The organism is Flagellimonas myxillae (genome assembly GCF_023502235.1).
Lineage (GTDB): Bacteria > Bacteroidota > Bacteroidia > Flavobacteriales > Flavobacteriaceae > Flagellimonas > Flagellimonas myxillae.
This window is the reverse complement of record NZ_JAMFLY010000004.1, coordinates 49,437-75,162: the sequence shown is the minus strand read 5'-3', so window position 1 is coordinate 75,162 and position 25,726 is coordinate 49,437. Positions and strand designations below refer to the sequence as shown.

The following is a 25,726-nucleotide window of genomic DNA, read 5'->3' as shown; positions in this document are numbered from 1 at the left end:
TTTTCCTTGTAGTTTTGATTTGTTTGCATAAAATCAAAATCAAGGACTATGGCCAATACTACTACGGACCGAAAGGTCAAGATCAGTATTACCCTGCTCAGAATTCTTATTGGATGGCATTTTCTGTATGAGGGGGTAACTAAATTGTACAATCCGGAATGGACCTCTTTTGGGTATTTGGCTTCGGCCCAGGGACCTTTAAAACCACTTTTTACCATGCTTGCCCAAGAACCAATGCTTCAATGGGTAGATGTGCTCAATATGGTCGCCTTGCTGACTGTCGGGATTACCTTGTTGCTTGGGATTTTTGAAAAGAAAGGCGCTCTTGTGGGTGTAGGGCTGCTAAGCTTATACTACTTGGCACATCCGTCCTTACCTGGAATTCAACAAATCAACGTAGAAGGAAATTATTGGATTGTGAACAAAAACCTCATTGAGTTGGTTGCATGTATCCTACTTTACAATTTCCCAACAGGCCAAGTTTTTGGTCTTGCATATTTTTCAGAAAGAAGATTAACCAAAACGCAACAATAATGGACTGGACAAGAAGAGATTTATTAAAAGGACTAGGGGGATTACCCATTTTAGGAGCAGTTTGGTGGGCCGGTGCAGCTGGTGTTGGCAGAAAAATGAAGGAACGTTCCCAAATATTGGAACAATTGAACATTATGCCGTCCTTGCCTCCAACCGTCCCGGGAATCGAGGGAGAACCCATAAAAGTTGGCATTATCGGGTTTGGAATCCGGGGGGAGCAACTTTGCCGGTCATTGGGATTTGCAACGCAAGAATGGAAAGAGGACATGAGATTGGCGGCGGAAGAAGATCCGAACCATTCCGCCTTGAAGGATTTTGAAAATCAGGACAAGCTGAACATCAAATTGGTTGGGATTTGTGATGTGTTTGACGTACGTGCAGAAAAAGCATTGAGATCCTTCAACACGGAGGACAACCAAATCAAAAGGTACGATACCTATGTTTCCATGATACGTAGCGGAGATGTGGACGCGGTGGTTATCGCTACCCCTGATCACTGGCACGCACCAATGGCCATTGAAGCGCTTAACAACAATGTTAGCGCATATGTGGAAAAACCCATGACGCACACCGTGGAAGAGACCTATAGGCTTCGGGAAGCGGCAAGAGCGTCCAAAGCTACTTTTGCCGTGGGTCACCAACACAGGCAGACCTTAAGTTTTCGGACAGCTAGGGATATTGTGGAAAAAGGAACCTTGGGGCATGTATCGTTAATACAGACCAACACCAATCGGAATGATGACAATGGGGCTTGGAATTATGATATTCATGAGCAGGCCAGTCCGCAGACTATAGATTGGGAGCAATTCTTGGGATCGGCACCTAAGGTCCCCTTTAACAAAAACCACTTTTTTAGATGGCGAAAGTGGTGGGCCTATGGATCAGGGCTTTCTGGCGATTTGCTTACCCACGACTATGACCGCCTTAATTGTGTTTTGAATATGGGTATTCCCGAATCTGTAAGTGCCTCAGGAGGCATTTATACCCACAATGATGGTCGGGATGTACCCGATGTATTGCAGGTGAATATGGAGTTTCCCAATTATTCTACCGGAAGTAGTCAAAATAAGGGAAAGGAAAATGGAATGACATTTTGCTATAGTGCTTCTTTGGGAAATTCTTTTAGTAGACCCACAGTATTGATGGGCCATGATGCCACCATGGAACTGGGCAATAGGCTCACGGTTTGGCCGGATGGGGCCTCAACACGATATGGGGATATGCTGGAATTGGGAAAAATGCAGCCCAAGGTTCCCATTTATCAATATAATCCTGCTGCCAATGTGCCGGACGCAATTTCATCGGCCACTTCCCAATATTTTGCAGATAAGGGACTGATGTGGACCTACATCAACGGGGTCCGTGTGGATTCCACCTTTTTGCACCTACGTGAATGGTTAAGTGTGATCAAGAATGGGGGCAAGGTAAGTTGTGGAATCAAAGAAGGATTTGAGGAGGCCATTGCCGCTCATATGGCCGGATTATCTTGGAAATTGGGCCGCAAAATTGAATGGGACGTGGACAAAGAAGTACTAAAACCCATCCCAGGAATTAATTTTGACGAAGTCCTGTTGGCCAATGGGCAATGGGCGGCACCAGTCGCGGAAACCTCTGAAAGCTAAACTTTAACCACCGGTTATAACAGTAGTAACTTACAACGAACATATTTTTTCTAAATTTGTATGATGTATTATAAATTTAGTACGGCGATAGGTTATGTTTGAACCCATTGAAAAACGTGAATCGCTTAGCGGACATGTGGAAACTGAATTGACCAAGGCCATTAGACTGGGTCAATACCTGCCCTTGCAAAAAATACCCACGGAAAATGAACTCTGTTCCATTTTCAACGTGAGTAGGACTGTGGTAAGAGAGGCTATAAAAGGCTTGAGTGCCAAAGGCATCGTGGATGTAAGGAAGGGAAGCGGGGTGTATGTTTCAGAAATGAGTATCCAGAACGCCTCCGAGACACTAAATCTATTCTTTGGTTTGTCCTCCGATGAGGACGTGATGCTGCAAACCATAGATGCCCGGGCTATGATCGAACCTTTGATCGCTTCTAAATCCGCAGTGATCAGAAAGCCAAAACACATTGCCTTGCTACAAGACAATATGGAAAAAATGAGGCTGTGCCCACTGGATGACAAAAAGCAAGAAGCGGAACTGGATAACCAATTCCATAGAATTTTACTCGATTGCATTGAGAATCCTGTGCTTCATCTTTTGGTGGACCCAATTTTTAACCTCATGCCAAAGTTTAAGTACAATGTTTTTGGAAAGACAATTACCGACAATTTGGATAAGGAAAAGGAGAAAATGCTCTATTACCACCAAATGATAACTAACGCCATTGTGGATAAACATCCGCTAAGGGCTGAGAATTTTATGAAGGAACACTTAAAGGTTACCCGCGAAAACTATATAAAGGCATTGAACAAATGATGGGATTTGTCACTTTTGGTGAGATTATGCTTCGACTTACCCCCGTGGTAAAAGGAAATAAGTTGTTAACGAGCAGTGAATTTACGGTAGGTTATGCAGGGGCAGAATCCAATGTAGCCGTTTCCCTTGCTTGTTTGAAAAACCAAGTTGATTTTATAAGCAAGGTCCCAAATAATCCCTTGGGGCAAGCATCCCTACTGAACCTCAAGCGATTTGGGGTCTCCACCGATGAGGTTGTGTTGGGAGGAATGCGAATGGGAACCTATTTTATTGAACTTGGGGCATCTATCAGACCTTCGAGGGTAGTTTATGATAGGGAAGGTTCGGCTATCAGTCAAATAACGGAAGGGGAATTGGATTGGGCTGGGATACTAAAAAACAAGAAATGGCTTCATCTTTCAGGGATAACACCAGCCTTGTCCGAGCAATGTGCAAAAGAAACTGTATTGGCCGCTAAAACGGCTCAAAAGATGGATGTTAAGGTCAGTTTTGACCTAAACTTTAGAAGGAGCCTATGGCCAGATGGTAAAACGGCCAAAGCCATATTTGATCAAATTATCCCATGTTCGGATACAGTTTTTGCCAATTTGGGTGTCTTGGAAGATGTGTATGGACTCAAATTCCCCGGTTCAGATGTCGTGGATAGTACCAAAGCGGCCATTGAGAAGGCAAGTAAGCTATTTAATGTTGGGAATCTTGCTTTTACAATACGGGAACATCCGTCTGCTTCCCAAAACAGACTTCATGGAATGGCCATGCACAATGGTAAAATTGTGGGTTCAAGGGCTTATAATGTTGAAGTTGAAGATCGTTTTGGTACCGGTGATGCATTTGCCGCGGCCTATTTACATGCCTTGGACAAAGCTTGGGAAATTGACCAGGCCATCGGGTTCGCCACTGCAGCTTTTGCACTAAAACACACCATAAAAGGGGATTTGCACACAAGCTCGGAAGAAGAGATTTTTTCGATCATGGATGGTAATTTATCAGGACATGTGATTCGATGAAAAAAAAGGAGATACTACATAAGATTTTAGCGGAAAAGGCGATTTCCATTGTTCGCTTGAAGCAGGAAAAAGCAGTTTCCCAGGCGGTGCATCATCTTGTCCGCGGCGGAATCAAGGTGCTTGAAATCACTTCCAATACTCCCAATTTTGATTTGGAGATACGCAAAGCGAGGAGCAATTACTCTGCTACCCTGATTGGGGCGGGAACCATTACAACCAAGGAGTTGGCAATAAAAGCCATTGCAGCTGGTGCCCAGTTTTTGGTTACTCCCAATACCAACGAGACTATAGTTACTGAAGCAAAAAAGGCTGATATTCCGGTGGTAATGGGAGCTTTTACCCCTACGGAGATTGCCAATGCTGTGGCTTTTGGGGCCGATATCGTAAAACTGTTTCCCGCAGCTAATTTGGGAGTGTCCTATTACAAATCCCTACGAGGACCCTTTGACAACGTAAAGTTTTTTGTAGTTGGAGGTATCGATCAGGATACTATGCAAGATTGGTTTGAAGCGGGAATAGACGGAGTCGGAATTGGAAGTGCCTTGGTGAAGTCAGATATTCAAACCATTGAAGATCTAAATACCTTGGAACAGAATGCTACAAGGTTTGTTGAACGCTTAAATAAAATTCGTGGATTCGATAAAGATTGAAAATATTGAACTATTCAAGGTTCCTCCTAGATGGTTATTCCTGAAAATCACTACCGGCGAGGGTATCATCGGATGGGGCGAACCCGTTGTGGAGGGAAAAGCGGATACAGTTGCCGCTTGCGTCCACGAAATTTCCCAACAGCTGATCGGACGCCCTGCAGCAGCTATAGAAGATATTTGGCAAACCTTGTATCGAGGAGGTTTTTATCGGGGAGGACCCATTCTTATGAGTGCATTGGCCGGAATTGACCAAGCCCTTTGGGATATTAAGGGAAAGGCCTTGGGTGTCCCGGTACATGAATTGTTAGGGGGTGCGGTTAGACAGAAAATGAAAATGTATTGTTGGATAGGAGGGGACACCCCGGAGGTAATCATTGAACAGGCCCAGTCCAAAGTTGATCAGGGGTTTAAGGCCGTTAAAATGAATGCCACCGGTGCGTTTGAATGGATAGATTCAACTAAAAAAATAAAAAATGTAGCTGCCAACATTCGGTTGTTGCGCGAGGAGTTCGGGGATGGTCTGGACGTTGGGTTGGATTTTCACGGCCGGGTACACAAAGGTATGGTGAAGCCTCTTATTGATGAATTGGCCACCTATCGACCCATGTTTATTGAAGAGCCCGTTTTAGCCGAAAACAACAAAGCATTGGACCATATTTACGCCTACAGCCCAATTCCCATAGCTACTGGGGAAAGGATGTTCTCCAGATGGGATTTTAAGGAAATTCTTCATAGGGGAGTGGTAGACATCATCCAGCCTGATCTAAGCCATGCTGGGGGTATATCCGAGGTTAAACGGATTGCTTCCATGGCAGAAGCCTATGACGTGGCTTTGGCGCCACATTGTCCGCTGGGCCCAATTTCCTTGGCCTCTGCGCTTCAAATAGACTTCACAAGCATAAATGCTTGTATTCAAGAAAGTAGCTTGGGCATTCATTACAACAAAGGATACGACCTTTTGGATTACATGGAAAACCCAGAAGTATTTGACTTGCAGGACGGCTATATATCCCTGCTAAAAGAACCTGGATTGGGCGTACGGATTGATGAGGAAAAATTAAGAGAAGCCCAAAAAGTTGGACACCAATGGAGCAATCCTATTTGGAGGAACCAAGATGGCAGTTTGGCTGAATGGTAATGTTTTGGTTTAAAGCTTTACAAATGAACTATATATAATAAATTTCCCTTAGCTATCATCTTATGTTGTACATCATTGCATTGTTGTTGGCCCTTACTTTTTTGGTATTGGGTATTGTCAAATTCAAGATTCATCCATTTTTTGTGTTGCTGTTGGCTGCCATTGGGTATGGATTTTTGGTAGGTATGGATGTTTCCCTAATTATCTCCTCTATAAATGATGGTTTTGGAGGAATCATGGGGAAAATAGGATTGATTATTTTTTTCGGAGTGGTAATAGGGACCGTCTTGGAAAAATCCGGAGGGGCACTTGTTATCGCCAATGCCATTTTAAAACAGATAGGTGAAAAATCCATCCATTTGGCCATGATGCTCACGGGTTATGTATTGTCCATCCCGGTGTTCGCAGATAGTGCCTTCCTAATGATGAATTCGTTGAATAAAGCTTTGTCCCATAAGGCAAAAGTTTCCTATGCCGGAACTACGGCGGCCTTGGCATTGGGTTTAACGGCCACCCATGTAATGGTGCCACCAACACCCGGTCCAATCGCTGCGGCGGGTATTTTGGACGCCCAATTGGGAAGCGTTGTGGGATGGGGGATACTCGTAAGCTTATTGTCCTTGGGGACCTGTTATCTCTTTGCAAAGAGGGTAGCCTCCAAGATCAAAATCCCATATCGATTGGAAACCATTGAAAATCCAACCCATTTGCCAAAATTGTGGAAATCCCTGTTGTCCATTATTGTACCCATATTCCTAATTGTGGTCAAGTCAATATTTGATTATCCAGGATTTGGGTTGACAGAAAGTGCACTGTATCCCTTGGTGGCTTTTTTGGGTACACCCATGATTGCCTTACTGATAGGGGTGGCTTTGACCCTACTCCTGCCCGAAAAGTTGGATGAAAAAATATATGCCGCATCGGGTTGGTTGGGAGATGCCCTTAAATTGGCTGCTCCAATTCTGTTGATAACCGGTGCAGGAGGGATTTTTGGAAAGGTGCTACAAAATTCTGGAATGGCGGAGGTCATTACAAACAGCTTGTCGGACATCAATATAGGATTGTTGTTTCCATTCCTACTCGCTGCATGCCTTAAGACTACCCAGGGCTCTTCCACCGTAGCGTTGATCACCACTGCTTCCATTGTGGCGCCTATTTTACCTGCATTGGGCTTGGATGCTCCTTTTATGAAGACGATGACCGTGCTGGCCATTGGAGCAGGTTCCGCAGTTGTTTCCCATGCCAATGACAGTTTTTTTTGGGTATTTACCGAGCTTACAGGGATGAACATACGGCAAGGAAACCAGATTCAAACCGTAGGAACCTTGGTTTTTGGACTTACTGCCATTTGTATTATTCTCTTGATTTCCCAAATAATGGCAGGATAAAGGGTATTGCCCAAAAGGCTACATGTTCACGAATTCATAGCCGGATAATGGAATGTTCCGTAAATCAAATTCAGTTTCGTTCAGTAGTATTCCATGTTCCAAGTAGGCCTTTAGATTGGCCAGCCAGAAGGTCCAACCATTGCTACATCCATGGTGGATGTTGAGTTTACTGGTTTCATCCGTTGGGATTTGATATTGCTTAAGACTGACCAAGACCGCATTTTTATGATGCTCCAGATGTACCGAAACCTTACTGTCGGCAAAGGAGATTTCCATAAAATCCTTGCCATTGGCCTTGAGTACAGTGCCCTTTTCTTCCCCATCCCAATTGTGCCATTTCCAAGTGTAACTATCCCCGGCCTGGATGTTTTCGTCCCCGGTACGCTGATCGCCATTGGCCGAGATGTATAGTGCATTGCTCAAAAACCAGGAGGTAATTCCAGCTGCCGTTCCCCAACACCAATACAATTTCTCCATGGTAGATTTGATAAAAATCTTCTTGGTGAAACTGTCAAAAGTTAGTTGACTCATCGTTTTCGATTTAATTCATACTTGTAAAGTTCCCTTCCCAATTCTGCCAAAAATGGGATGCCAATTTCATCGTATTCGTAGACGTTGTCATTAAAGATACCATCTTTATTGGCCAAAATAGTAGCAGTGGCCAGAAATTCAATATTGTTCTTAACATCCTGAATATAAGCACAGTCCGTTAAGGTTCCGTAAGCATATCCCACTTTGTTATAAATTTTGATGTGCTCGGGCATGGGTTCATCCGAATCCCCGAACATGAAGAATTTTACGTAGCTGTCGTAATATGTTTCTGGGTCGTACCCTACTTCCTTTGGAAGCGTGTACATGGCATCAAGAAGTAACTCGCGTTGCTCTTCACTCAAATCAAAGCGTTCTTCGAGCGGAAAATTATCGGGAAAAATAATCCTTTTTAACAGGGCATGTTGGGCTTCAATAGGGTAGTGGTTCTTTAGGGAAAAGTCGAAGGCTTCGTGCTGTAATCCCTCGTCATCATAGTATCCGCTTCCCTTTAGAACACCTGTTATTTCCAAGTTTTTAGGATAAGTATTAAATAGGGGTTGGCTGTGGGCCGTAGTGGAATCGTTGAGATAAATGACCAGAGATTTTGTGGCGACATCATCGGCATTTGAGGTCGACAGGCGATGTGCAATACGGATGGGCTCCACGTGTCTTCGCCGCATGCGTTCGTTAAGATCATCCTGACCCAAAAATTCAAGGAGTCTGTTGTTGGCGGTATTGTCAGAAACCGCAAAAATCTCGGAAACTGCTTTGGCAAAAGTAGTCTCAACAGAATCTCCTTCAACATAAAACCGGGTATGGACCGTTAGAGAATCCACCTCGTTTAACTTTTCCAAGGCAGCAACAGCAGCGGGAAATTTTACGGTGCTTGCTGGATAGAAATAGCGGTCTTTATCCAGTTGGAAGTTGTAATCGGTAAAGACAACGCTGTCATTTTTACGATCAATTTGGGTATAGCGTATTTGAACCTCATATTGTTCCAAACTATCCATTACCCTTTTGATATTTGGGTTTTCTGAAGCAAGGGCCAACTCCAAGGGATTACCGGAAGGTGCCTTTCCGCAAGAAGCGCAGATAATGGAAAGGCCAAAAAGCAATCTTACCCCTCTATTTAACAATGCACTAATGGTAGCCATCCAAATAAACTTCGCCCCTATGGGGTTTAAGTATGTCCTTGACTTCATCCAACTCAAATTCTGCCACAACCATAAATGCAATGCTGTGGGTAGGACTAACATGTTTATGCCCTGTGATATCGAATTTAAGTTCTTCGATGATGATAAACTCTTCCAAGTGCTTTTGGTAGTGTTCAGCAGTTCTTTCCGCACCTGGGCCGCGAAAGTCCCAAATGAGCTTTATTTTTCTGTCCAGTACTTTTTCCATATCGATTATTGATCTAAAACGGAGGTGCCATTTTCGGCAAATGCCTTGAAGTCGTTCAGATATTTCATGGATTGTTTTCTAAAAGCACCGGGCATTAAAAACCCCATTAACTTCATTCCAAACCCAGAAAATTGGAACTCACTTTCCGATACCCACTTGGTTTTTCCATCTTCTTCAATAAAAAAGTTCTTCTGGATATTGTGCACGCCCTTGGCATCATAGGACAAATGGAACGCATCAGGAAGAGCACGTTTTAAAATGGTCTCAACCATCTCCATCTCTCTTTTTCCCATTTGGTATTTTAAGGACATTTTAGCGCCTTCAGCCCCCGGTTTGTCGGATAAATGCTCGTAGCCCAGAAGACCACGTTGCCAGTGTTTCATGTTGTCTGGATTATCCAATTTTTTTAGGAATTCATCGCGTGGAAGGTCCACTGTAATTTCACAAGTATATTTCATACGCATAGGTTCTGCTACTAATGTAAGAAAATATGCAGTTATCCTTACCTACTAAAAATCTGTTAACGGTTGCGAAACCTACTTGTAGGGGTTTAAGTAATTGTTATTTTTGCGCAATGCATGGCAATCAAAAGCGAACACTATTTCTAATCTTGACGGTAGGTCTTTGGTTTTTCTCTTCTTGTGATGCCCTGTTTAGGGAAAAGTCCGAGAAGATCCCTTTGGCCAGGGTAGGAGAGGAATATTTGTATAAGGACGATGTTGCGCACCTACTTCGGGATGATATGTCCCCACAAGACAGTGCACTTTTTGTAACCAATTATATCAATAACTGGGCTTCGAAGCAGCTGCTGCTTACCAAATCCAAAATAAACCTGCCGGAACAAAAGTTGACTGAGTTTGACCGTCTTGTTTCGGATTATCGAGCCGATTTGTATACCCGGGCCTATGTGGAGGCATTGGTCTTTAAAGAACAGGATACGGCGGTCTCCACAAACCAGTTAAGGGAGTATTACGAAAAGGAGAAGGAGAACTTTAAACTTGGTGAAAAGTTGGTTCAACTTCGGTTTATTGGACTACCTACCCAATTTTTGGACAAAGAAGATGTTGTTACAAAAATGAAGGAATGGGCCGAAGAGGACAGAACTTATTTGGACTCGATTGCCATCCAATTCAAGAAAATACATTTCAACGATTCCATCTGGGTACGATTGTCCAGGGTAATGGAAGAAATCCCGCCTTTAACTCCCTTGAATGAAGATGACTACTTAAAAAAATCACAATTTTTTGAAATACAGGATTCCTTGGAGGTATATTTGGGACAGGTGACGGATGTATTGGAAATTAACGATATAGCTCCTTTTGAGTATATCGCACCAGATATTAGACAGCTGATTTTGAATCGAAGAAGAATGGATTATGTGAAACAGCTGGAAACGGAAATAATTGATGAAGCGATTAAGAAGAAAGAATTTGAGGTTTATGGAAAAGCGGAATAAAAGAGTATTTGGGCTTTTGGTCTTTATGGCGGCAGGAATGCTGCAAGCCCAGGATTTGGACCAAACAGTGGTCAAAGCTGACTCAACAGAATCGGTAACCCGGGTGAAACTGGATGGGATAGCCGCAGTGATCGGGGATTACGTAATCTTGGATTCTGATGTGGATAAAACCCTGATAGATCTAAAAAGCCAAGGAGCTTCAACTGAAGATATCACCCGTTGCAGCCTTTTGGGCAAATTGATGGAAGACCGTTTGTACGCCCATCAGGCAGTACAGGATAGTTTGTTGGTTTCCGATGATCAGGTAAATGCCCAAAGTGATAGGCAGATTCAACAATTGGTGGCTCAAGTAGGAAACATGGAGAAAGTACTAAAGTTCTATAAAAAGCCCGATATCGAAAGCTTTAGGGAAGAACTTTTTGAAATCAACAAATTGCGTATGCTTTCCGAAAAGATGCAAGGTAGTATCATAGAGGAAATTGAGGTTACTCCAGAGGAGGTGCGCCAATTTTTCAGCAAAATTCCGGAAGAAGAGTTACCCGTATTTGGCGCAGAATTGGAAATTGCCCAAATTGTGAAACAACCCACCGCCCCGGAAGAGGAAAAGCAAAAGGTCATTAACCGCTTGCAGCAGATTAAGCAGGATGTGGAGGACAATGATGCCAGTTTTAATGTGAAGGCAATATTGTATTCCCAGGATCCAGGATCAAAATCCAAAGGCGGATTCTACAGCATGACCCGGGAAACTCCCTTTGTAAAAGAATTTAAGGATGTGGCCTTTAGCTTGCAGGAAGGTGAGATTTCCGAGCCTTTTGAAACCCCTTTTGGGTACCACATCATCTTTATTGAAAAAATTCGGGGCCAGGAATTGGACCTAAGACATATTTTAATGATTCCTGAAATCCCGCAAAGCGCTTTGGATGCTGCGGTTAAGGAGTTGGATACCATTCGTCAACATGTTCTGGATGGTAAGTATACCTTCGCGGAAGCTGCTTTAAATTTCTCCGATGAGAAAGAGACCAGAAATGATGGCGGTATACTACGGAACCCGATCAATTATGGTTCCCGATTTGAACTTACCAACATGGACCCCGCCCTATATAACCAGGTGAGAAATCTTAAGGACGAGGAGATTTCCAGACCCTTAAAAGAGGATGATCCTAGAGGCGGACCTCCCAAGTTCAAAATCATGAAGATTTCCAACCGATATGACGAACACAAGGCCGATTTTGCCAAGGATTACCTCAAAATTCAGGAATTGGCATTGCGCGAAAAGCAATTCAAGGCCATTAAAGAGTGGATGGACGAACATATCGAGGATACCTACATTCACGTAAATGCTGAAAACAAGGGCTGCGATTTTGCAAATAACTGGGTAAAGGAGTAGGTGCATGTCAGACGTTGCAGCAGTAGAAAACCTTGTAAAAAAACATCAGGAGCTAAAGGATGAGATTGCCAAGGTCATAGTTGGACAGGAAAAGGTAATCGAACAAATTTTAATTTCCATTTATACGGGGGGTCACTCACTGTTGATAGGCGTTCCAGGATTGGCCAAAACCCTTATGGTGAACACCATAGCTCAAACATTAGGGCTCGATTTTAAAAGAATCCAGTTTACGCCCGATTTAATGCCAAGCGATATTTTGGGAAGCGAAGTGTTGGACCAAAACCGGAATTTTAAGTTTATTAAGGGGCCTGTGTTTGCCAACATTATTTTGGCGGACGAGATCAATCGTACCCCGCCCAAAACGCAAGCCGCCCTGTTGGAGGCCATGCAGGAAAAAGCGGTGACCATTGCAGGGGAGCAGCATAAACTGGCGATGCCCTATTTTGTGTTGGCCACCCAAAATCCAATAGAACAAGAAGGGACCTATCCCTTGCCGGAAGCCCAATTGGACCGTTTCATGTTTGCCATTGAGCTTAAATATCCTTCTGTGGAAGAAGAGAAACAAGTGGTTAAATCCACTACCACAGACGAACATGTGGAGCTTAAAACCTTGTTGAATGCCGATGACATTGTCGCCGTACAACATTTGGTCCGTCGGATACCGGTACCCGAAAACGTTATTGATTATACCGTACGCCTAGTGAACAAGACACGTCCTGGCATGCCGGATTCTTCAGATTTCATCAACACTTATGTAGATTGGGGCGCTGGACCCCGCGCATCCCAAAATCTGATCTTGGGAGCCAAAGCACATGCTGCAATCCACGGAAAGTTCTCCCCAGACAGGGACGACGTGCAAGCTGTTGCTTTGGGAATACTTCGTCACAGAATCCTAAAGAACTATAAAGCGGAGGCAGAAGGCATATCTGAAGAGCAGATCATCTCAGAATTATTATAAATTCAATTTCTACCCCACTTATTTAGTAGATTCTAATTCCTTAATCGTAGGTATTTTACTAAATTTACCGAATTACAAAAATCTAAAATTCTAAAGCAGAATGGCGTTTGACATTGACATGATCAAGGGGGTGTATGCCTCCATGGGTGAGCGCATAGAGAAAGCCCGCGATTTAGTGGGAAGACCGTTGACCCTAGCTGAAAAAATACTGTATTCGCACTTGTGGGAAGGAACTCCCACCAAACAGTTTGAACGAGGTAAGGACTATGTGGATTTTGCACCGGACAGGGTAGCTTGTCAGGATGCCACGGCCCAGATGGCCTTGTTGCAGTTTATGCATGCAGGAAAACCCAAGGTTGCAGTGCCCACAACAGTGCACTGCGATCACTTGATTCAGGCCAAGGTCGATGCCAAAACCGATTTAAAACGCGCCAACGAGACCAGCAACGAAGTGTTCAATTTTTTGGAGTCTGTCTCCAACAAGTATGGAATTGGATTCTGGAAACCAGGTGCGGGAATCATCCACCAAGTGGTACTTGAAAATTATGCATTCCCAGGAGGAATGATGATCGGTACCGATTCGCATACTGTAAATGCGGGTGGTCTTGGAATGGTGGCCATAGGTGTCGGTGGTGCCGATGCAGTGGATGTAATGGCCGGAATGGCCTGGGAATTGAAGTTCCCGAAATTGATTGGGGTAAAATTGAAAGGAAAATTATCCGGTTGGACTGCCCCCAAAGATGTAATACTCAAGGTTGCAGGTATCGTAACCGCCAAAGGCGGTACCGGGGCAATTGTTGAATATTTTGGTGAAGGGGCAACAGCCATGTCCTGTACCGGTAAGGGCACCATTTGTAATATGGGTGCTGAGATCGGTGCGACAACTTCCACCTTCGGGTATGATGAATCCATGGATCGTTACCTAAGGGCAACGGATAGGGCAGATGTGGCCGATGCGGCACTTGAAGTTAAGGAACACCTTACCGCTGATCTCGAGGTATATGCCAATCCAGAACAGTACTTTGACCAACTCATAGAAATTGACCTTGATACTTTGGAGCCCCATTTGAATGGCCCGTTTACACCGGATTTGGCTACACCAATTTCCCAAATGGGAGAGGCTGCCAAAACCAACGATTGGCCATTGAACGTTGAGGTTGGATTGATTGGTTCATGTACCAACTCCTCCTACGAAGACATCTCAAGAGCAGCTTCGCTGGCCAAGCAGGTGGCAGATAAAAACCTTAAGACAAAATCCAAGTTTACCATTACCCCAGGATCGGAACAGGTAAGATATACCATTGACCGTGATGGCTATATTGATACCTTCAACGCGATTGGGGCCACAGTTTTTGCCAATGCTTGCGGACCATGTATTGGAATGTGGGATAGGTATGGAGACAAGGCTGCTGATGGTCCAAGAAACACAATTGTGCATTCCTTTAACCGGAATTTTGCCAAACGTGCCGATGGAAACCCAAATACCTTGGCATTTGTTGGTTCACCCGAATTGGTGACGGCAATTGCTATTTCCGGGCGCCTGGATTTTAATCCGGTAACGGATAAATTGATCAATGAGGACGGGGAAGAAGTGATGTTGGATGAACCAAGGGGGTACGAGTTGCCACCAGAAGGGTTTGCTGTAGAAGATGCCGGATTTATTGCTCCTATGGAGGATGGAAGTGGAGTTCAGGTGGTAGTGTCACCAACCTCGGAAAGACTTCAATTGTTGGAACCCTTTGTTCCAATTTCCACGGACAGTCTGCAGGGCGTGAAGTTATTGATCAAGGCATTTGGCAAGTGTACCACGGATCACATTTCCATGGCAGGACCTTGGTTGCGATATAGGGGTCATTTGGACAATATTGCCAACAATACCCTAATTGGTGCTGTGAATGCTTTTAACAAGCAGACTAACTTTGTGAAAAATCAACTTACTGGGGAATATAGTGCTGTACCAGATGCCCAAAGAGCGTATAAAAAAGAGGGAATCAGAACCATTGTGGTGGGAGACCATAACTATGGGGAAGGGTCTTCTAGGGAGCATGCCGCCATGCAGCCCAGACATTTAGGGGTTGCAGCTGTTTTGGTAAAGTCCTTTGCCAGGATCCACGAAACCAATTTGAAGAAACAAGGCATGTTGGCATTGACCTTTGCCAATGAAAGCGATTATGATTTGATTCAAGAGGATGATACTTTCAATTTTGTTGATATCGCTGAGTTTGCTCCAGGAAAACAATTGACTTTGGAAGTTGTGCATGCTGATGGCAGCAAGGACAACATCATAGTAAACCATACCTATAATGATTCCCAGATTGATTGGTTCAGAGAAGGCTCGGCCTTGAACCTTATCAAAAAGGAAAATGCATAAACACTTTTATCCATAAAAAAGAAAAACTCCTGATTTTATGTCAGGAGTTTTTTAGTTTTGAGACAAACCCATCGTGATGAAGAAAGGAAAAAAGACCCTTATCAACAGTATTCTAATTCTCTTTGTGCTTTCTTTTTTTATTACCCCAATGGGTCACTTTGGAAAAGTACTGTTAAACAGGTTCTTCGCCTCTTCACCTCCGATAATAGAGGTATCCCAAAGGGAAAAAATAACGGATTATGATTGGAAGTTGAAGGATGCGGAATGGAATTTCTTCAATTTTGAACGCTCCAAGGGAAATGTAATCTTTATCAATCTATGGGCCTCATGGAGATTGCCCAGTGAGGCGGAGTTGGCAAGTATCCAGGACATGTACGACAGATATAAGGGGCAGATGGATTTTTATATCATCACCAACGAAAATAGGCCGCCGGTAGAGGAATTCATGGATAAAAAAGGATTCACTTTTCCAGTCACCTATCTGATTATTGGGGAAAAGACCCCTATTGACCCTGATACGGTACCCGCTTCCTATTTGATTGATAAATCGGGTAATATTGTTATCTACAAAAAGAAAATCGCGGATTGGAGCAACGAAAAGGTGTACGCCCTTTTAGACGCTTTGATTGAAGAGTGATGCTTATCCCATGAAGTTTTCCAAGGAGCAAATAAACAACGGAATCTGGATATTGGCGATTGTACTGCTATTGTTCACGCCTATCGGATTTCACGTAAAGGTTTTGGCCGGAAAACTGTTCTCCTCCAGTGCAGATGTGGTTGTTGTTAGCAAACGTGAGACCCTAAAAGATTACCAATGGGACCTTGTTGATTTGGATGGGAACCCATTCAATTTTGAAAATACCAAGGGCAAGGTGGTATTGATCAATTTTTGGGCAACTTGGTGTCCGCCCTGTGTGGCTGAGCTACCCAGCTTGGACCGACTGCATACCAAGTACAAGGATAAAGTGTTCTTTGCCTTTGTGGCCAATGACGAGAAAGGCAAAGTGCGTTCTTTTCTTACCAAAAGGGAGTATGAGCTTCCTGTTTATTTTGAGACTTCAAAAACCCCTGATTTGTTGGTATCACGAAGTATTCCTGCAACTTATATCCTAAGTAAATCGGGAAAAGTGGCAGTTAGGGAAATTGGTGCGGTCAAATGGGATTCGCAAAGCACAAAAGCACTATTGGACGAACTTTTGGCGGAATTGGTTACTTTTTAAAGTATTTGAAAGGTACCACCAACATTCCAAAACACTCCCCATCTTCCTTTCCTAGATGCTTATGGTGGATTTTATGCGCGCGGCGCACCCCGCGAGCGTACCAATTGTTGGCATTTCGGAACATCTTAAACCGCTGGTGAATAAAAATATCGTGCACTACGAAATAGGCAATACCATAGGCCAAAATACCAAAACCTAGTGGCCACCCGTACCAAAAACTGGTTTCTGCACCCAGATAAAAACAAACCATACTTACAATGGCATAGAAAATAAAGAAAGCATCGTTTCGCTCAAACCACGAATCATGATCCTTTTTATGGTGATCCTTGTGCAAACTCCAAAGAAATCCATGCATGACAAATTTATGGGTGAACCAAGCCATGAATTCCATAATGGAAAAGGTTGTCAAAAAGATTAATATCCAAAGGGCCACTTTCATCTATAACAATTGAAGTTTGTAGTTTACATAAGACTGTGCCAACAGCCCCAATTTTTGATAGTCCGGTACCCGGATGCGGGTATTTTTTATTTCCAGGGGAGGAGTGCTCTGTAATTTTTGCAACAATTTTTTGTAGTACCTATAGGCGGTATAAACACCAAATTTGGCATCCTTGGGAAGTTTCAAAATTCCGGAATAGGCCAAGGCAAAATCCGCCCTAATCTCATCCACAATCCTCTTTTTGGAAACCTCATCCAATTCGGATAGGTTCGTATTTGGAAAATACGTGCGCTCCAAATCTTCAAAATCTGCTTTAAGATCACGCAAAAAATTCACCTTTTGAAAGGCCGAGCCCAAGGCCATGGCAGATTCTTTTAAGGCTTCATATTTTGCCCTATCCCCTTTTACGAAAACACAAAGGCACATGAGTCCCACCACATCGGCAGAGCCATAAATATATTCTCTATACTCATCAAAACTTTCATATTCCTTTTTGGTAAGGTCCATGCGCATACTCTTCATAAAAGCATCGACAAGATGATAAGGGATATCGTACTTGTGATAGGTTTGCTGAAAGGAATTTAGTATGGGATTCAGGCTTATTTTGTGCTCCAAGGCCAAAACCATGTCCTTTTCAAAATTATTGAACAGTTCCTCCTTGTTGAAATCATGGAAGGTATCCACAATTTCATCTGCAAATCGAACAAAACCATAAATGTTGTATATGTCCTTTCGGATGGAGGGTGACAGCATTTTTGTGGCCAAGGCAAAGGAGGTGCTATAGGATTCGGTCACAATTTTGCTGCAATTTCGAGAGACATCATCAAAAATAGACTTCATGATTTTAAATTTTTGGTTAATAGGTCAGCCACCAGCTTGCCGGATATCAAGGATGGAGGAACTCCCGGGCCTGGAACTGTGAGCTGTCCTGTGAAAAACAGGTTTTTTACCTTGCTACTTTTGAGGTTAGGCCGTAAAAAGGCTGTTTGCTTCAGGGTATTTGCCATTCCATAGGCATTGCCCTTAAAGGAATTGTATTGCTCGATAAAATCGTTTACGCAGAAGCTTTCCTTAAAGATAATTGATTTTCTAACCTCTTGGTCCGTAAGGGATTCGAATCTGTCCATCACAATATCGAAATATTGAGACCTTAGTTCTGGTGTATCCTCCAGGCCTGGGGCGATGGGAACCAGAAAAAAACCGGTCTCGCAATTTTCAGGCGCCATGGTTCCGTCCGTTACGGAAGGAAAGTTGGCATAGAACAGAGGGTTTGTTGGCCATTGCGGGTGATCATAGATTTCACGGGCATGTTGCCCAAAATCGGTATCAAAAAAGAGATTATGGTGGTGTACGTTTCTTAGTTTTTTGTTGAATCCGATATAAAACAGAAGTGAGGATGGGGCATAAATGCGGGAATTCCAATACGTTTCGGAATATTGTCGGTACTTTTTGTCCAAGAGAGTTTCCGAGTGATGGTAATCTGCTCCGCTCACCACATAGTCTGCGGTAGTATTGGTGCCATTGCTATGGATACCACATATTTCACCGTCCAATACCAGGATTTTATCCACCGGACTATTGGTATGGATGGTTACCCCCAATTCTTTGGCCAAGGCGGTCATTGCCTTAATAATCTCGTACATACCCCCTCTGGGATGCCATGTGCCAAGCCCGAAATCGGCAAAGTTCATAAAGCTGTAGAAGGATGGCGTTTTACTGGGTTTGGCCCCCAGAAATAACACCGGAAACTCCAAGGTGGAAATCAATTTGGGGTTTTCAAAGCGCTTGCGTACTTCTTGACTGATGGTTTTGAAGAATTGATCCAAACGGAGAACGGTGTCCTTGGTCACCAGCTCAAATGGAGAAATGCCTGGTTTTAATACCACCTTATTTATGGCAATATTATAGTTGTCCTGTGCTTTTTTTATAAAACTTCTTAGATGCACGCTACTGCCCTTTTCGATACGATCGAATTCTTGGCAAATTTGCTCCATACAATCCCCTATAGTGATACTATCGTCCTTGAAAAAAATCTTGTAAGCGGGATTAAGCTTGTCCAATTGGTAGTAGTCCGAAGGACTTTTGTTAAAATCTGCGAAAAATTTCTCAAAAATATCCGGCATCCAATACCAACTTGGGCCAATATCGAAAGTAAAGCCTTGTTTGATTAATTGTCTGGCCCGGCCACCAACGGATTCGTTTTTTTCAAAAACCTCTACTTCCAGTCCGGCCTTTGCCAAATAGCAGGCGGCGGAAAGCGAGGAGAAACCAGAACCGATTACGATGGCCTTCATGGGTCAGTTTATAATATTTCCAATAGTTGGTCAATGGAGTTAAAGGCTTTTACATGGTTGGGAAGCTCATCTTGGGTAATATATTTGATTTGATGCCCAAGCACCCATAATCTGGAATTTTCGGAAGCCTTCATCGTATTCCAAAACTTTTCGAAATAGGAGGTGAGTTCATCCTTGGTCGGGGAGACGGTAAAATAGCTCACAAAATGAATGTCATCGTGGTATTTCAATAAATCCACTAGATTTTCGATGGGCATGGTCTGACCCAAATAGATGGACTTGTATCCTCGTAAATTAATCTCATAGTTGAGGTACAAGAGACCGATTTCGTGAATTTCATTTTCTGGCAGGAAAAGGGCAAATACCTTATCTTTTTTGGTAGGCTCCATCATTTGAAGCTTTTCCGTGTTGATATGGATTTTTTGTTTGATCAAATGGGAAATAAAATGCTCATGTGCTGGGCTAATGGTATCTGTTTGCCATAAAAGACCTAGTTCGTTCAACAAGGGAATAAGCACTTGATTGAAAATATCCTTAAACGAACGATCGGCCAATAGACTGTTATAGGTATTGAGGAAGAGCAATTGGTCAAAGTTGACCATGGCGAGCTTAAAAGCATTTATGGCATGGTCCTTTTCACTGGTGTTGGAAACTATTTCCCGTACCAGTACAGGAATTTGGGTTTCTTCAAGTTTCGCAATTTTCGATATTTTGTATCCATTATTGTACAGCAAGGTGACATTCAACAATTTTTGAAGACTTGCCAAACTATAGGTCCTGATGTTGGTGGTTGTCCGCTCAGGGCTAAACAAATTGTACCTTTTTTCCCAGATTCGAATGGTGTGTGCCTTTATTCCAGACAAGTTTTCCATATCACGAATGCTGAAAGATTTCTTTACATTGTTCATCATTTTCAAATAAAGATTAAACAAATTTACAATTAAATCGCTGCCATCCTAATAATGTCATTAATTTTTAGGAGGCTTTTAAGAAATGTGTTTAAGGGAAGATGGCTATTTAAAACTGCTAGAAACAAAAAAACCGCATAAAATGCGGTTTGGTGCCCACGACTGGAGTCGAACCAGCACGTCCTTTCGAACACTACCCCCTCAAGGTAGCGTGTCTACCAATTCCACCACGTGGGCGTTTAGGAATTATCCAGAAAAATGTGAGCGCAAATATCGGTAAAATTTAGCTTGCCATGCAAGCCAATCCTCTTTTTTGGTCAGGTGTTTAGGTTATAAGCTTTCCGTCATCGTCCCATTCGGCGAGCACTCCCCGTTTGCTTTGGTCCACGCACTTGGCCAACCATTCCTCATCATAAGAAACCCCGTGTTGCGCCAAGACATCCTCTGGCACTCCGTCCCATACGTTGGGGGAGTTGCCCTTATAATCCAATTCTTCAATACCCAATTTGGAGGTATAATACCCAGTTAGGGTTAGGTTCCGCATCAGCGAAAAGAATTGAATCTCCAATGGACGTTCTGCTTCAGGGACCGAAATATCCGGAAAAGCGATACCATCCAAGATGCTTTTTTGCTGTTCTTCGGTTGCCGCATTGAACAGCAGGTTGAATTCCGTACCGCATTTGTGGTCCAACCACATGAGGCCTCCCCTTAGTGTGGGTTGATATTCCGGGATATCCTTGACCATGAACTCGATAAAATCGGGGACTTCTGCATCCAGGGCACCCTTAAGTTCACCTTCTGCAGGAAGAATAAGATTGCAAAGGGTAGAAAGTGTGTTCATTTCATGTTCATTGAAAAAAGTCTCGGACAAAAGTTTTTCAATGGCCTTCTGCTCCTTAGGGGTTCTTCCGTAGCTGTATTTTTTGATTTCCACCACAGGTTCGGTGGCATTTTCGGGCTTGGGACTGCATCCATGAACGGCCAATCCACCGGCCACTCCTCCGAGGAGTATCGACTTTAGACTTTTTCTTCTATCCATGGCTAAATGTTTTGTTGTTTGAGTTGTTCAACGATATAATCGGAAGTTCTCCACGAGAGGGCCAAAATGGTCCATGTTGGGTTTTTATCCGCTTGGGACACAAACGGACCGGCATCTACAACGAATACGTTTTTAGCATCGTGCAATTGCTGATGGCTATTTACCACCGAAGTTTTCTTGTCATCCCCCATTCGTGTGGTTCCCACTTCGTGAATGATTTCACCAGGAACCAAGATTCCATAGTTGGTATCTTTCCCAGGCTTTCCACCCAATGGCTCGCCACCCATGTTATGGATGACTTCTTCAAAGGTGTCGTGCATGTGTTTCACCTGTTTTATCTCGTGGTCCGTCCATTTGTAGTTGAACTTTAGAATGGGAACGCCAAATTCATCAACCTTGGTGGGGTCAATCTCGCAATAATTGTCTTTTTGCGGAATAGATTCCCCACGACCGGCCAAACCTATCACAGAACCGTAATATTTTTTCACATCCTTTCGCAAGGAGTTGCCGTATCCACCGACCGGTAAACCAAAAAACGAATTGAAATCGTTGGCATTGAATCCGAAACCATAGCTTGGCATGCCCAGACCTCCCCACATTTCTATGTGATACCCCCTTGGGAAATCCAGTTTTTCATTTTCCAACCACCATGGGGTATACACATGCATTCCGCCCACTCCATCTTCGTTATAGGTTTTGCGGTTCATTAGGTCTGGTACAAATCCCATTCGATTGGTACCAGTGGAATCGTGTAAATATCTGCCCACAATATTACTGCTGTTCCCAAGGCCGTTTGGATGCTGTGAACTTTTGGAGTTGAGCAGTATTCTTGCCGAGCTACATGCCGAAGCAGCCAATACCACCACTTTGCCCTTAAGCTTGTACTCCCGCCTATCTTCTTTGTTGATATAGGAAACCCCGGTGGCCCTTCCTTCTTCATCGGTAGTAACTTCCCGAACCATGCAGTTAACAAACAAATCTATTTGGCCTCCACTTTTCTGGGCAGGAAATATTAAACAGGTACCGGCCGAGAAGTCAGCATAGACCTGGCAGGCCCTGGAGCATTGTCCACAATAAAAACAAACACCGCGATCGTTATTGATTTTCTTGGTCAACATGGACATCCGTGATGGATAGACCGGTATGTTGGATTTTCGGGCGCCTTTTATGTAGAACAACTCGTGTAATCTTGGTTTGGGTGGGGGAAGAAAAAAACCATCGGGATCGTTGGGCAATCCTTCGTTGGTTCCAAATACCCCGATCAATTTATCCACCTTATCGTAATAGGGCTTGACATCTTCATAGCCAATGGGCCAATTGTCCCCTAAACCGTCATGATTTTTTCTTTTGAAATCTTTGGGGCCAAATCGCAACGAAATTCTACCCCAGTGATTGGTACGACCTCCCAACATGCGTGAACGGAACCACAGAAAGTCCGTGCCCTCTTCCTTTGTATAGGGTTCCCCTTCAATTTCCCATCCCCCATAGGCGGTATCAAAATCGCCAAAAGGACGAACAGTACTGGCACCTCTTCGAGGTGATTCATAGGGCCATTTTAGTTGAGTCATTTGTTCTGGGTCGGCAGGGTCGAAAAAAGGACCTGCTTCCACAACAGCTACCTTTAAACCAGCTTCGGAGAGAATCTTTGTGGCCATCCCGCCCCCAGCACCAGAACCTACGATAATGACATCGTAGACTGTTGAATTTTCAATTATTTGCATGTATTGGTCGTATTTGACCAACAAAGTATAAAATTAAGTTGAAGCCATTGTATTTTTTTCGCTTTTTGACAGCTAAAACAAAGTAATTGACAAACTGGGACGAATTTGTGGCTAAAAGTCCTTTCGCTTGGCTTTGTGAACGATTCTAAAAATGGGCAGGAGTGTCCAAACGACCAATATGGCCATGGAGACCAAAAAGCCCATTTGGGTCCCGAAGAATTTTTTAAAGATTGCTCCGGTATATCCCAACAAGGCCGAAATATCCAGCTTTAATAAAATCAAAGTTCGGGAAAGATCAATTGGGTTGAGCATGGTGGCGATCAACGAAAAGTTATCTAAGGGATATTCTTCAAATACGATGAGCGAAATCAGGAAGAGGCCATCATAGACCACAGCCAAAAATAACCAGAGCAAAACGGCATATCCAAAGCCCTTTATCTTGTTTTCATTGGACAAGGCAATATTAAAGGCCAGTGCTGTAAAAATAAATGTGAGAAATGCCCCTGTCACCAGCAAGAGAGAGAAATCCCAAATCGCATTGCTTCGCAACAGGCCATACAACATAAACGGAATACCCAGGCCGAGGACCAAACTCATTGCCAGGGAACCGGAAACGCCTAGATACTGCCCCAAGAATATGGAAGTTCTTTTCACAGGTTGTGCAAGTAACAGTTCCGTAAATTCCTTGGAATTGTAGTAGTACATCACCCCAAAAATTGTGGCGATCAGGGGAACCAGTACAATTATGATGTTCATTAAGGTAATCACCGCCTTGGATACATCGTTGTTTAGGAAGAGCAACACAAAACCCAATAGCAAATAAAAGATGAAATACACATAGCTCCAGCGGCTACGCATGAGATCATAAAAACTGTATTTTAAGATTTTAAGCATGTTCCTGTTCTGTTGCTATGGCCGCAATGGCATGTTCAATATCGGTTTGGTTGGTCCGTGTTTTTAGTTGGTCCATGGTACCTTTGAAATAGATTTTGCCTTCCAACAGATAAACGATTTCATCGGCCACTTCTTCCACAAACCTTAGGATATGTGAGGTAACCAAAATGGTTTTTCCCTGGGCCTTTTCTTTTTGGATCAACTCTTTTAAGCTAATTAGGGCCGAGGGGTCCAATCCGGTTGTAGGCTCATCCAAAATAAGGAGGGGGGAATCGAACATAAATGCCAATACGATGTTCACCTTTTGTTTGGTACCCCCGGAAAGGGTGGCCAGTCTTTTGTCCATAAAGGGCTCCAACTTGAACAAGTTGATAAGTGTTTCTGCCTGGTTGGGTTTTTGCCTAAGGTCTTGTATCATCTTGATCAACTCCCGCACCCTTAGGTTGCCTGGAAAGTTAGCTATTTGGGGTAGATAATTGATTTCCTTTCGGTATTTCCAATTCGTTTTTACGGAATTTCCCATTACCGCAATTTGTCCTTTATCCATGACCACCATACCCAGAACACTCTTGATCAGGGTGGTTTTTCCCGAACCATTGGGTCCTAGAATGGCAAATATGCCCCCGCCATCAATGTTGAGGTCCAAATTGTCCAAAACAAGGTTTTTACCAAATTTTTTATGGAGGTTGTTTACTTGGATCATGGTAATTTTTTCATTAGAGGGCTATTATCCCTCAAATTATCGGGAGTAAAGACCGGGGATACTTTTTCGGAAAAATCGATAATATCCATAAAAAGGCTCCTGAGCAATATAATGGTCTCGGGGGTCCTGTTCACAATATAGGAAAATAGCTTTACCGGGCGGTATGGCACATCGCCAACTCCGTTTTTGTCCAGGTCGTACCCGGTGTAGTTGCTCCAAAAATTTCCGTTGAATTGGTTGTCGTTCAATTTACTGTTGTACGAAACATCAAAGGAATTGTATAAAAAATTATTGGCCGAAAAGACATTCCCATAACAAGCACCGCGAACCTTTAAGGCCCAGCCGTTGTTTACAAAGTCGTTTTCCATATATTTAATTCGGTTCGATCCCTCAATGCTGATTCCCACAGTATTTTCCTCGAAAATGTTTCCAATGATTTCTGAATCGTTGATTTCCTTCAAGAGCATGCCAAAGGAGGCCGAACCCCAGTTTTTCTTAAAGGTGTTTTTATACATCCTGATTTTTTTGGAGAACATCACGGCCACCCCGGCTCCATTGTTTTCAAAAGTGTTACCCTCATAGAGATCGTCGTTGGAGAACATGAAATGAAGTCCATATCGGATATTGTTGGTACTGATATTATTCTTGATGGTAATCTCGTCCGAAAATTCCAGATAAATCCCATCCCTTACATGTTGAACGATGTTTTGTTCAACCTCAATATTGTTGCAGTACCAAAGTTGAATTCCGTTTCCGGAATTGAATTCTTCCACGGCATCGCCAATGATCTTGTTATGATATACCTTGCCATATGTTGATTTTTCCAGATAAATCCCAAAAAATAGCTTTTCCAGGACCACATTTTGGATCAAGAAGTTTTTGCTCTTTACCACTCGAATGGCGGCAAAATCCTCGGTATAGCTGGTTCCTACATTAATGATGAACAAGCCATCCACAGTAACGTTATCTGAAGTAATGGTGATAATCTCGCCTTGATCTTCCCCATCGATAATGGGATAATCATCTCCCAAAAGCGATAGAGGTTTGTCCACAACAATATCAAATTCGCGGTAGGTCCCTTTTCTGATCAATAGGGTATCGTAATCTTTTGCCAGGGCAACTCCTTGTTTCAGGGAACTTATGGCACAGCTGGAACATATTTCCAAAGTGGACCCATAGGAAATATAACTCCATGCGAAAAAGAGTAGTAAAATAAGCTTGCTCCTGGAATCCATCAACCCAAAT

The 25,726-nt window shown here is 43.3% G+C and carries 26 protein-coding genes and 1 tRNA gene; 13 read left to right on the top strand and 14 right to left on the bottom strand.

The window, feature by feature from the left end:
- Positions 1 to 48: 48 nt before the first annotated feature.
- From M3P07_RS15590 to M3P07_RS15560, 7 genes are all read left to right on the top strand, one after another.
- A complete protein-coding gene (locus tag M3P07_RS15590) occupies positions 49 to 534 on the top strand; it encodes a DoxX family membrane protein (RefSeq protein WP_249970859.1) in 486 nt (161 codons plus the stop codon).
- Positions 534 to 2,156, top strand: a complete 1,623-nt coding sequence (locus M3P07_RS15585; protein ID WP_249970858.1) for a Gfo/Idh/MocA family protein — start codon at positions 534 to 536, stop codon at positions 2,154 to 2,156. The genes M3P07_RS15590 and M3P07_RS15585 overlap by 1 nt, the downstream gene beginning before the upstream one ends.
- Before the next feature lie 94 nt (positions 2,157 to 2,250).
- Entirely contained in the window at positions 2,251 to 2,976 is a 726-nt protein-coding gene (locus tag M3P07_RS15580; protein WP_249970857.1) for a FadR/GntR family transcriptional regulator, read from the top strand.
- Entirely contained in the window at positions 2,973 to 3,983 is a 1,011-nt protein-coding gene (locus tag M3P07_RS15575; RefSeq protein WP_249970856.1) for a sugar kinase, read from the top strand. Before M3P07_RS15580 ends, M3P07_RS15575 begins: the two co-directional genes overlap by 4 nt.
- Positions 3,980 to 4,633 carry a bifunctional 4-hydroxy-2-oxoglutarate aldolase/2-dehydro-3-deoxy-phosphogluconate aldolase gene (locus M3P07_RS15570; protein ID WP_249970855.1) on the top strand — a complete coding sequence of 218 codons (654 nt, stop codon included), beginning with the start codon at positions 3,980 to 3,982 and terminating at the stop codon, positions 4,631 to 4,633. The genes M3P07_RS15575 and M3P07_RS15570 overlap by 4 nt, the downstream gene beginning before the upstream one ends.
- Entirely contained in the window at positions 4,614 to 5,771 is a 1,158-nt protein-coding gene (gene dgoD, locus M3P07_RS15565; RefSeq protein WP_249970854.1) for a galactonate dehydratase, read from the top strand. Before M3P07_RS15570 ends, dgoD begins: the two co-directional genes overlap by 20 nt.
- 62 nt (positions 5,772 to 5,833) lie before the next feature.
- The gene (locus M3P07_RS15560) at positions 5,834 to 7,159 is read left to right on the top strand and encodes a GntP family permease (protein WP_249970853.1); all 1,326 of its coding nucleotides are present in this window, start codon (positions 5,834 to 5,836) and stop codon (positions 7,157 to 7,159) included.
- A gap of 18 nt (positions 7,160 to 7,177) precedes the next feature.
- Here the strand turns inward: M3P07_RS15560 and M3P07_RS15555 are convergent, their stop codons facing one another.
- Genes M3P07_RS15555 through M3P07_RS15540 form a run of 4 tightly spaced genes read right to left on the bottom strand, consistent with a single transcriptional unit; the run spans position 7,178 to position 9,549 of the window.
- Positions 7,178 to 7,690, bottom strand: coding sequence for an SRPBCC family protein (locus M3P07_RS15555; protein ID WP_249970852.1), 513 nt, complete (start codon positions 7,688 to 7,690; stop codon positions 7,178 to 7,180).
- Positions 7,687 to 8,844 (bottom strand): serine hydrolase, encoded by a 1,158-nt coding sequence (locus tag M3P07_RS15550; RefSeq protein WP_249970851.1) that lies wholly within the window; start codon positions 8,842 to 8,844, stop codon positions 7,687 to 7,689. Before M3P07_RS15550 ends, M3P07_RS15555 begins: the two co-directional genes overlap by 4 nt.
- On the bottom strand, positions 8,831 to 9,091 hold the full coding sequence (locus M3P07_RS15545) for a hypothetical protein (protein WP_249970850.1): 261 nt from the start codon (positions 9,089 to 9,091) through the stop codon (positions 8,831 to 8,833). The genes M3P07_RS15550 and M3P07_RS15545 overlap by 14 nt, the downstream gene beginning before the upstream one ends.
- Positions 9,092 to 9,096: 5 nt before the next feature.
- A complete protein-coding gene (locus M3P07_RS15540; RefSeq protein WP_249970849.1) occupies positions 9,097 to 9,549 on the bottom strand; it encodes an SRPBCC family protein in 453 nt (150 codons plus the stop codon).
- Positions 9,550 to 9,665: 116 nt separating this feature from the next.
- Between M3P07_RS15540 and M3P07_RS15535 the strand changes: the two genes are divergently transcribed.
- The 6 genes from M3P07_RS15535 to M3P07_RS15510 all read left to right on the top strand — a co-directional run bounded on the left by M3P07_RS15535 (position 9,666) and on the right by M3P07_RS15510 (position 16,483).
- The gene (locus M3P07_RS15535; RefSeq protein WP_249970848.1) at positions 9,666 to 10,547 is read left to right on the top strand and encodes a peptidyl-prolyl cis-trans isomerase; all 882 of its coding nucleotides are present in this window, start codon (positions 9,666 to 9,668) and stop codon (positions 10,545 to 10,547) included.
- Positions 10,498 to 11,934: a peptidylprolyl isomerase gene (locus M3P07_RS15530; RefSeq protein ID WP_249970847.1), complete on the top strand. Its 1,437-nt coding sequence runs from the start codon at positions 10,498 to 10,500 to the stop codon at positions 11,932 to 11,934. The genes M3P07_RS15535 and M3P07_RS15530 overlap by 50 nt, the downstream gene beginning before the upstream one ends.
- A gap of 4 nt (positions 11,935 to 11,938) precedes the next feature.
- Entirely contained in the window at positions 11,939 to 12,892 is a 954-nt protein-coding gene (locus tag M3P07_RS15525) for an AAA family ATPase (RefSeq protein WP_249970846.1), read from the top strand.
- Between the two features lie 100 nt (positions 12,893 to 12,992).
- Positions 12,993 to 15,263: an aconitate hydratase gene (locus M3P07_RS15520; RefSeq protein ID WP_249970845.1), complete on the top strand. Its 2,271-nt coding sequence runs from the start codon at positions 12,993 to 12,995 to the stop codon at positions 15,261 to 15,263.
- A gap of 76 nt (positions 15,264 to 15,339) precedes the next feature.
- On the top strand, positions 15,340 to 15,900 hold the full coding sequence (locus tag M3P07_RS15515; RefSeq protein ID WP_249970844.1) for a TlpA family protein disulfide reductase: 561 nt from the start codon (positions 15,340 to 15,342) through the stop codon (positions 15,898 to 15,900).
- A 10-nt stretch (positions 15,901 to 15,910) separates the two neighbouring features.
- On the top strand, positions 15,911 to 16,483 hold the full coding sequence (locus tag M3P07_RS15510; RefSeq protein ID WP_249970843.1) for a TlpA family protein disulfide reductase: 573 nt from the start codon (positions 15,911 to 15,913) through the stop codon (positions 16,481 to 16,483).
- Here M3P07_RS15510 and M3P07_RS15505 read toward each other — a convergent pair.
- The 10 genes from M3P07_RS15505 to M3P07_RS15460 form a co-directional block, all read right to left on the bottom strand.
- A complete protein-coding gene (locus tag M3P07_RS15505) occupies positions 16,473 to 16,922 on the bottom strand; it encodes a sterol desaturase family protein (RefSeq protein WP_249970842.1) in 450 nt (149 codons plus the stop codon). The two genes, M3P07_RS15510 and M3P07_RS15505, sit on opposite strands and share 11 nt — an antisense overlap.
- Positions 16,923 to 17,762 carry a phytoene/squalene synthase family protein gene (locus tag M3P07_RS15500; protein WP_249970841.1) on the bottom strand — a complete coding sequence of 280 codons (840 nt, stop codon included), beginning with the start codon at positions 17,760 to 17,762 and terminating at the stop codon, positions 16,923 to 16,925.
- Positions 17,759 to 19,216 (bottom strand): phytoene desaturase family protein, encoded by a 1,458-nt coding sequence (locus M3P07_RS15495; protein ID WP_249970840.1) that lies wholly within the window; start codon positions 19,214 to 19,216, stop codon positions 17,759 to 17,761. The genes M3P07_RS15500 and M3P07_RS15495 overlap by 4 nt, the downstream gene beginning before the upstream one ends.
- Positions 19,217 to 19,224: 8 nt before the next feature.
- Positions 19,225 to 20,124 carry a MerR family transcriptional regulator gene (locus tag M3P07_RS15490; protein ID WP_249970981.1) on the bottom strand — a complete coding sequence of 300 codons (900 nt, stop codon included), beginning with the start codon at positions 20,122 to 20,124 and terminating at the stop codon, positions 19,225 to 19,227.
- Positions 20,125 to 20,274: 150 nt separating this feature from the next.
- Positions 20,275 to 20,361, bottom strand: a tRNA-Leu gene (locus tag M3P07_RS15485).
- Between the two features lie 88 nt (positions 20,362 to 20,449).
- Complete coding sequence (locus tag M3P07_RS15480; RefSeq protein ID WP_249970839.1) at positions 20,450 to 21,163, bottom strand: gluconate 2-dehydrogenase subunit 3 family protein; 714 nt, start codon at positions 21,161 to 21,163, stop codon at positions 20,450 to 20,452.
- A 2-nt stretch (positions 21,164 to 21,165) separates the two neighbouring features.
- Positions 21,166 to 22,884, bottom strand: a complete 1,719-nt coding sequence (locus tag M3P07_RS15475; RefSeq protein WP_249970838.1) for a GMC family oxidoreductase — start codon at positions 22,882 to 22,884, stop codon at positions 21,166 to 21,168.
- 111 nt (positions 22,885 to 22,995) lie between these two features.
- On the bottom strand, positions 22,996 to 23,778 hold the full coding sequence (locus tag M3P07_RS15470) for an ABC transporter permease (protein WP_249970837.1): 783 nt from the start codon (positions 23,776 to 23,778) through the stop codon (positions 22,996 to 22,998).
- Positions 23,771 to 24,481: an ABC transporter ATP-binding protein gene (locus tag M3P07_RS15465; RefSeq protein WP_249970836.1), complete on the bottom strand. Its 711-nt coding sequence runs from the start codon at positions 24,479 to 24,481 to the stop codon at positions 23,771 to 23,773. The genes M3P07_RS15470 and M3P07_RS15465 overlap by 8 nt, the downstream gene beginning before the upstream one ends.
- Entirely contained in the window at positions 24,478 to 25,716 is a 1,239-nt protein-coding gene (locus M3P07_RS15460) for a nitrous oxide reductase family maturation protein NosD (protein WP_249970835.1), read from the bottom strand. Before M3P07_RS15460 ends, M3P07_RS15465 begins: the two co-directional genes overlap by 4 nt.
- Positions 25,717 to 25,726: the final 10 nt, after the last annotated feature.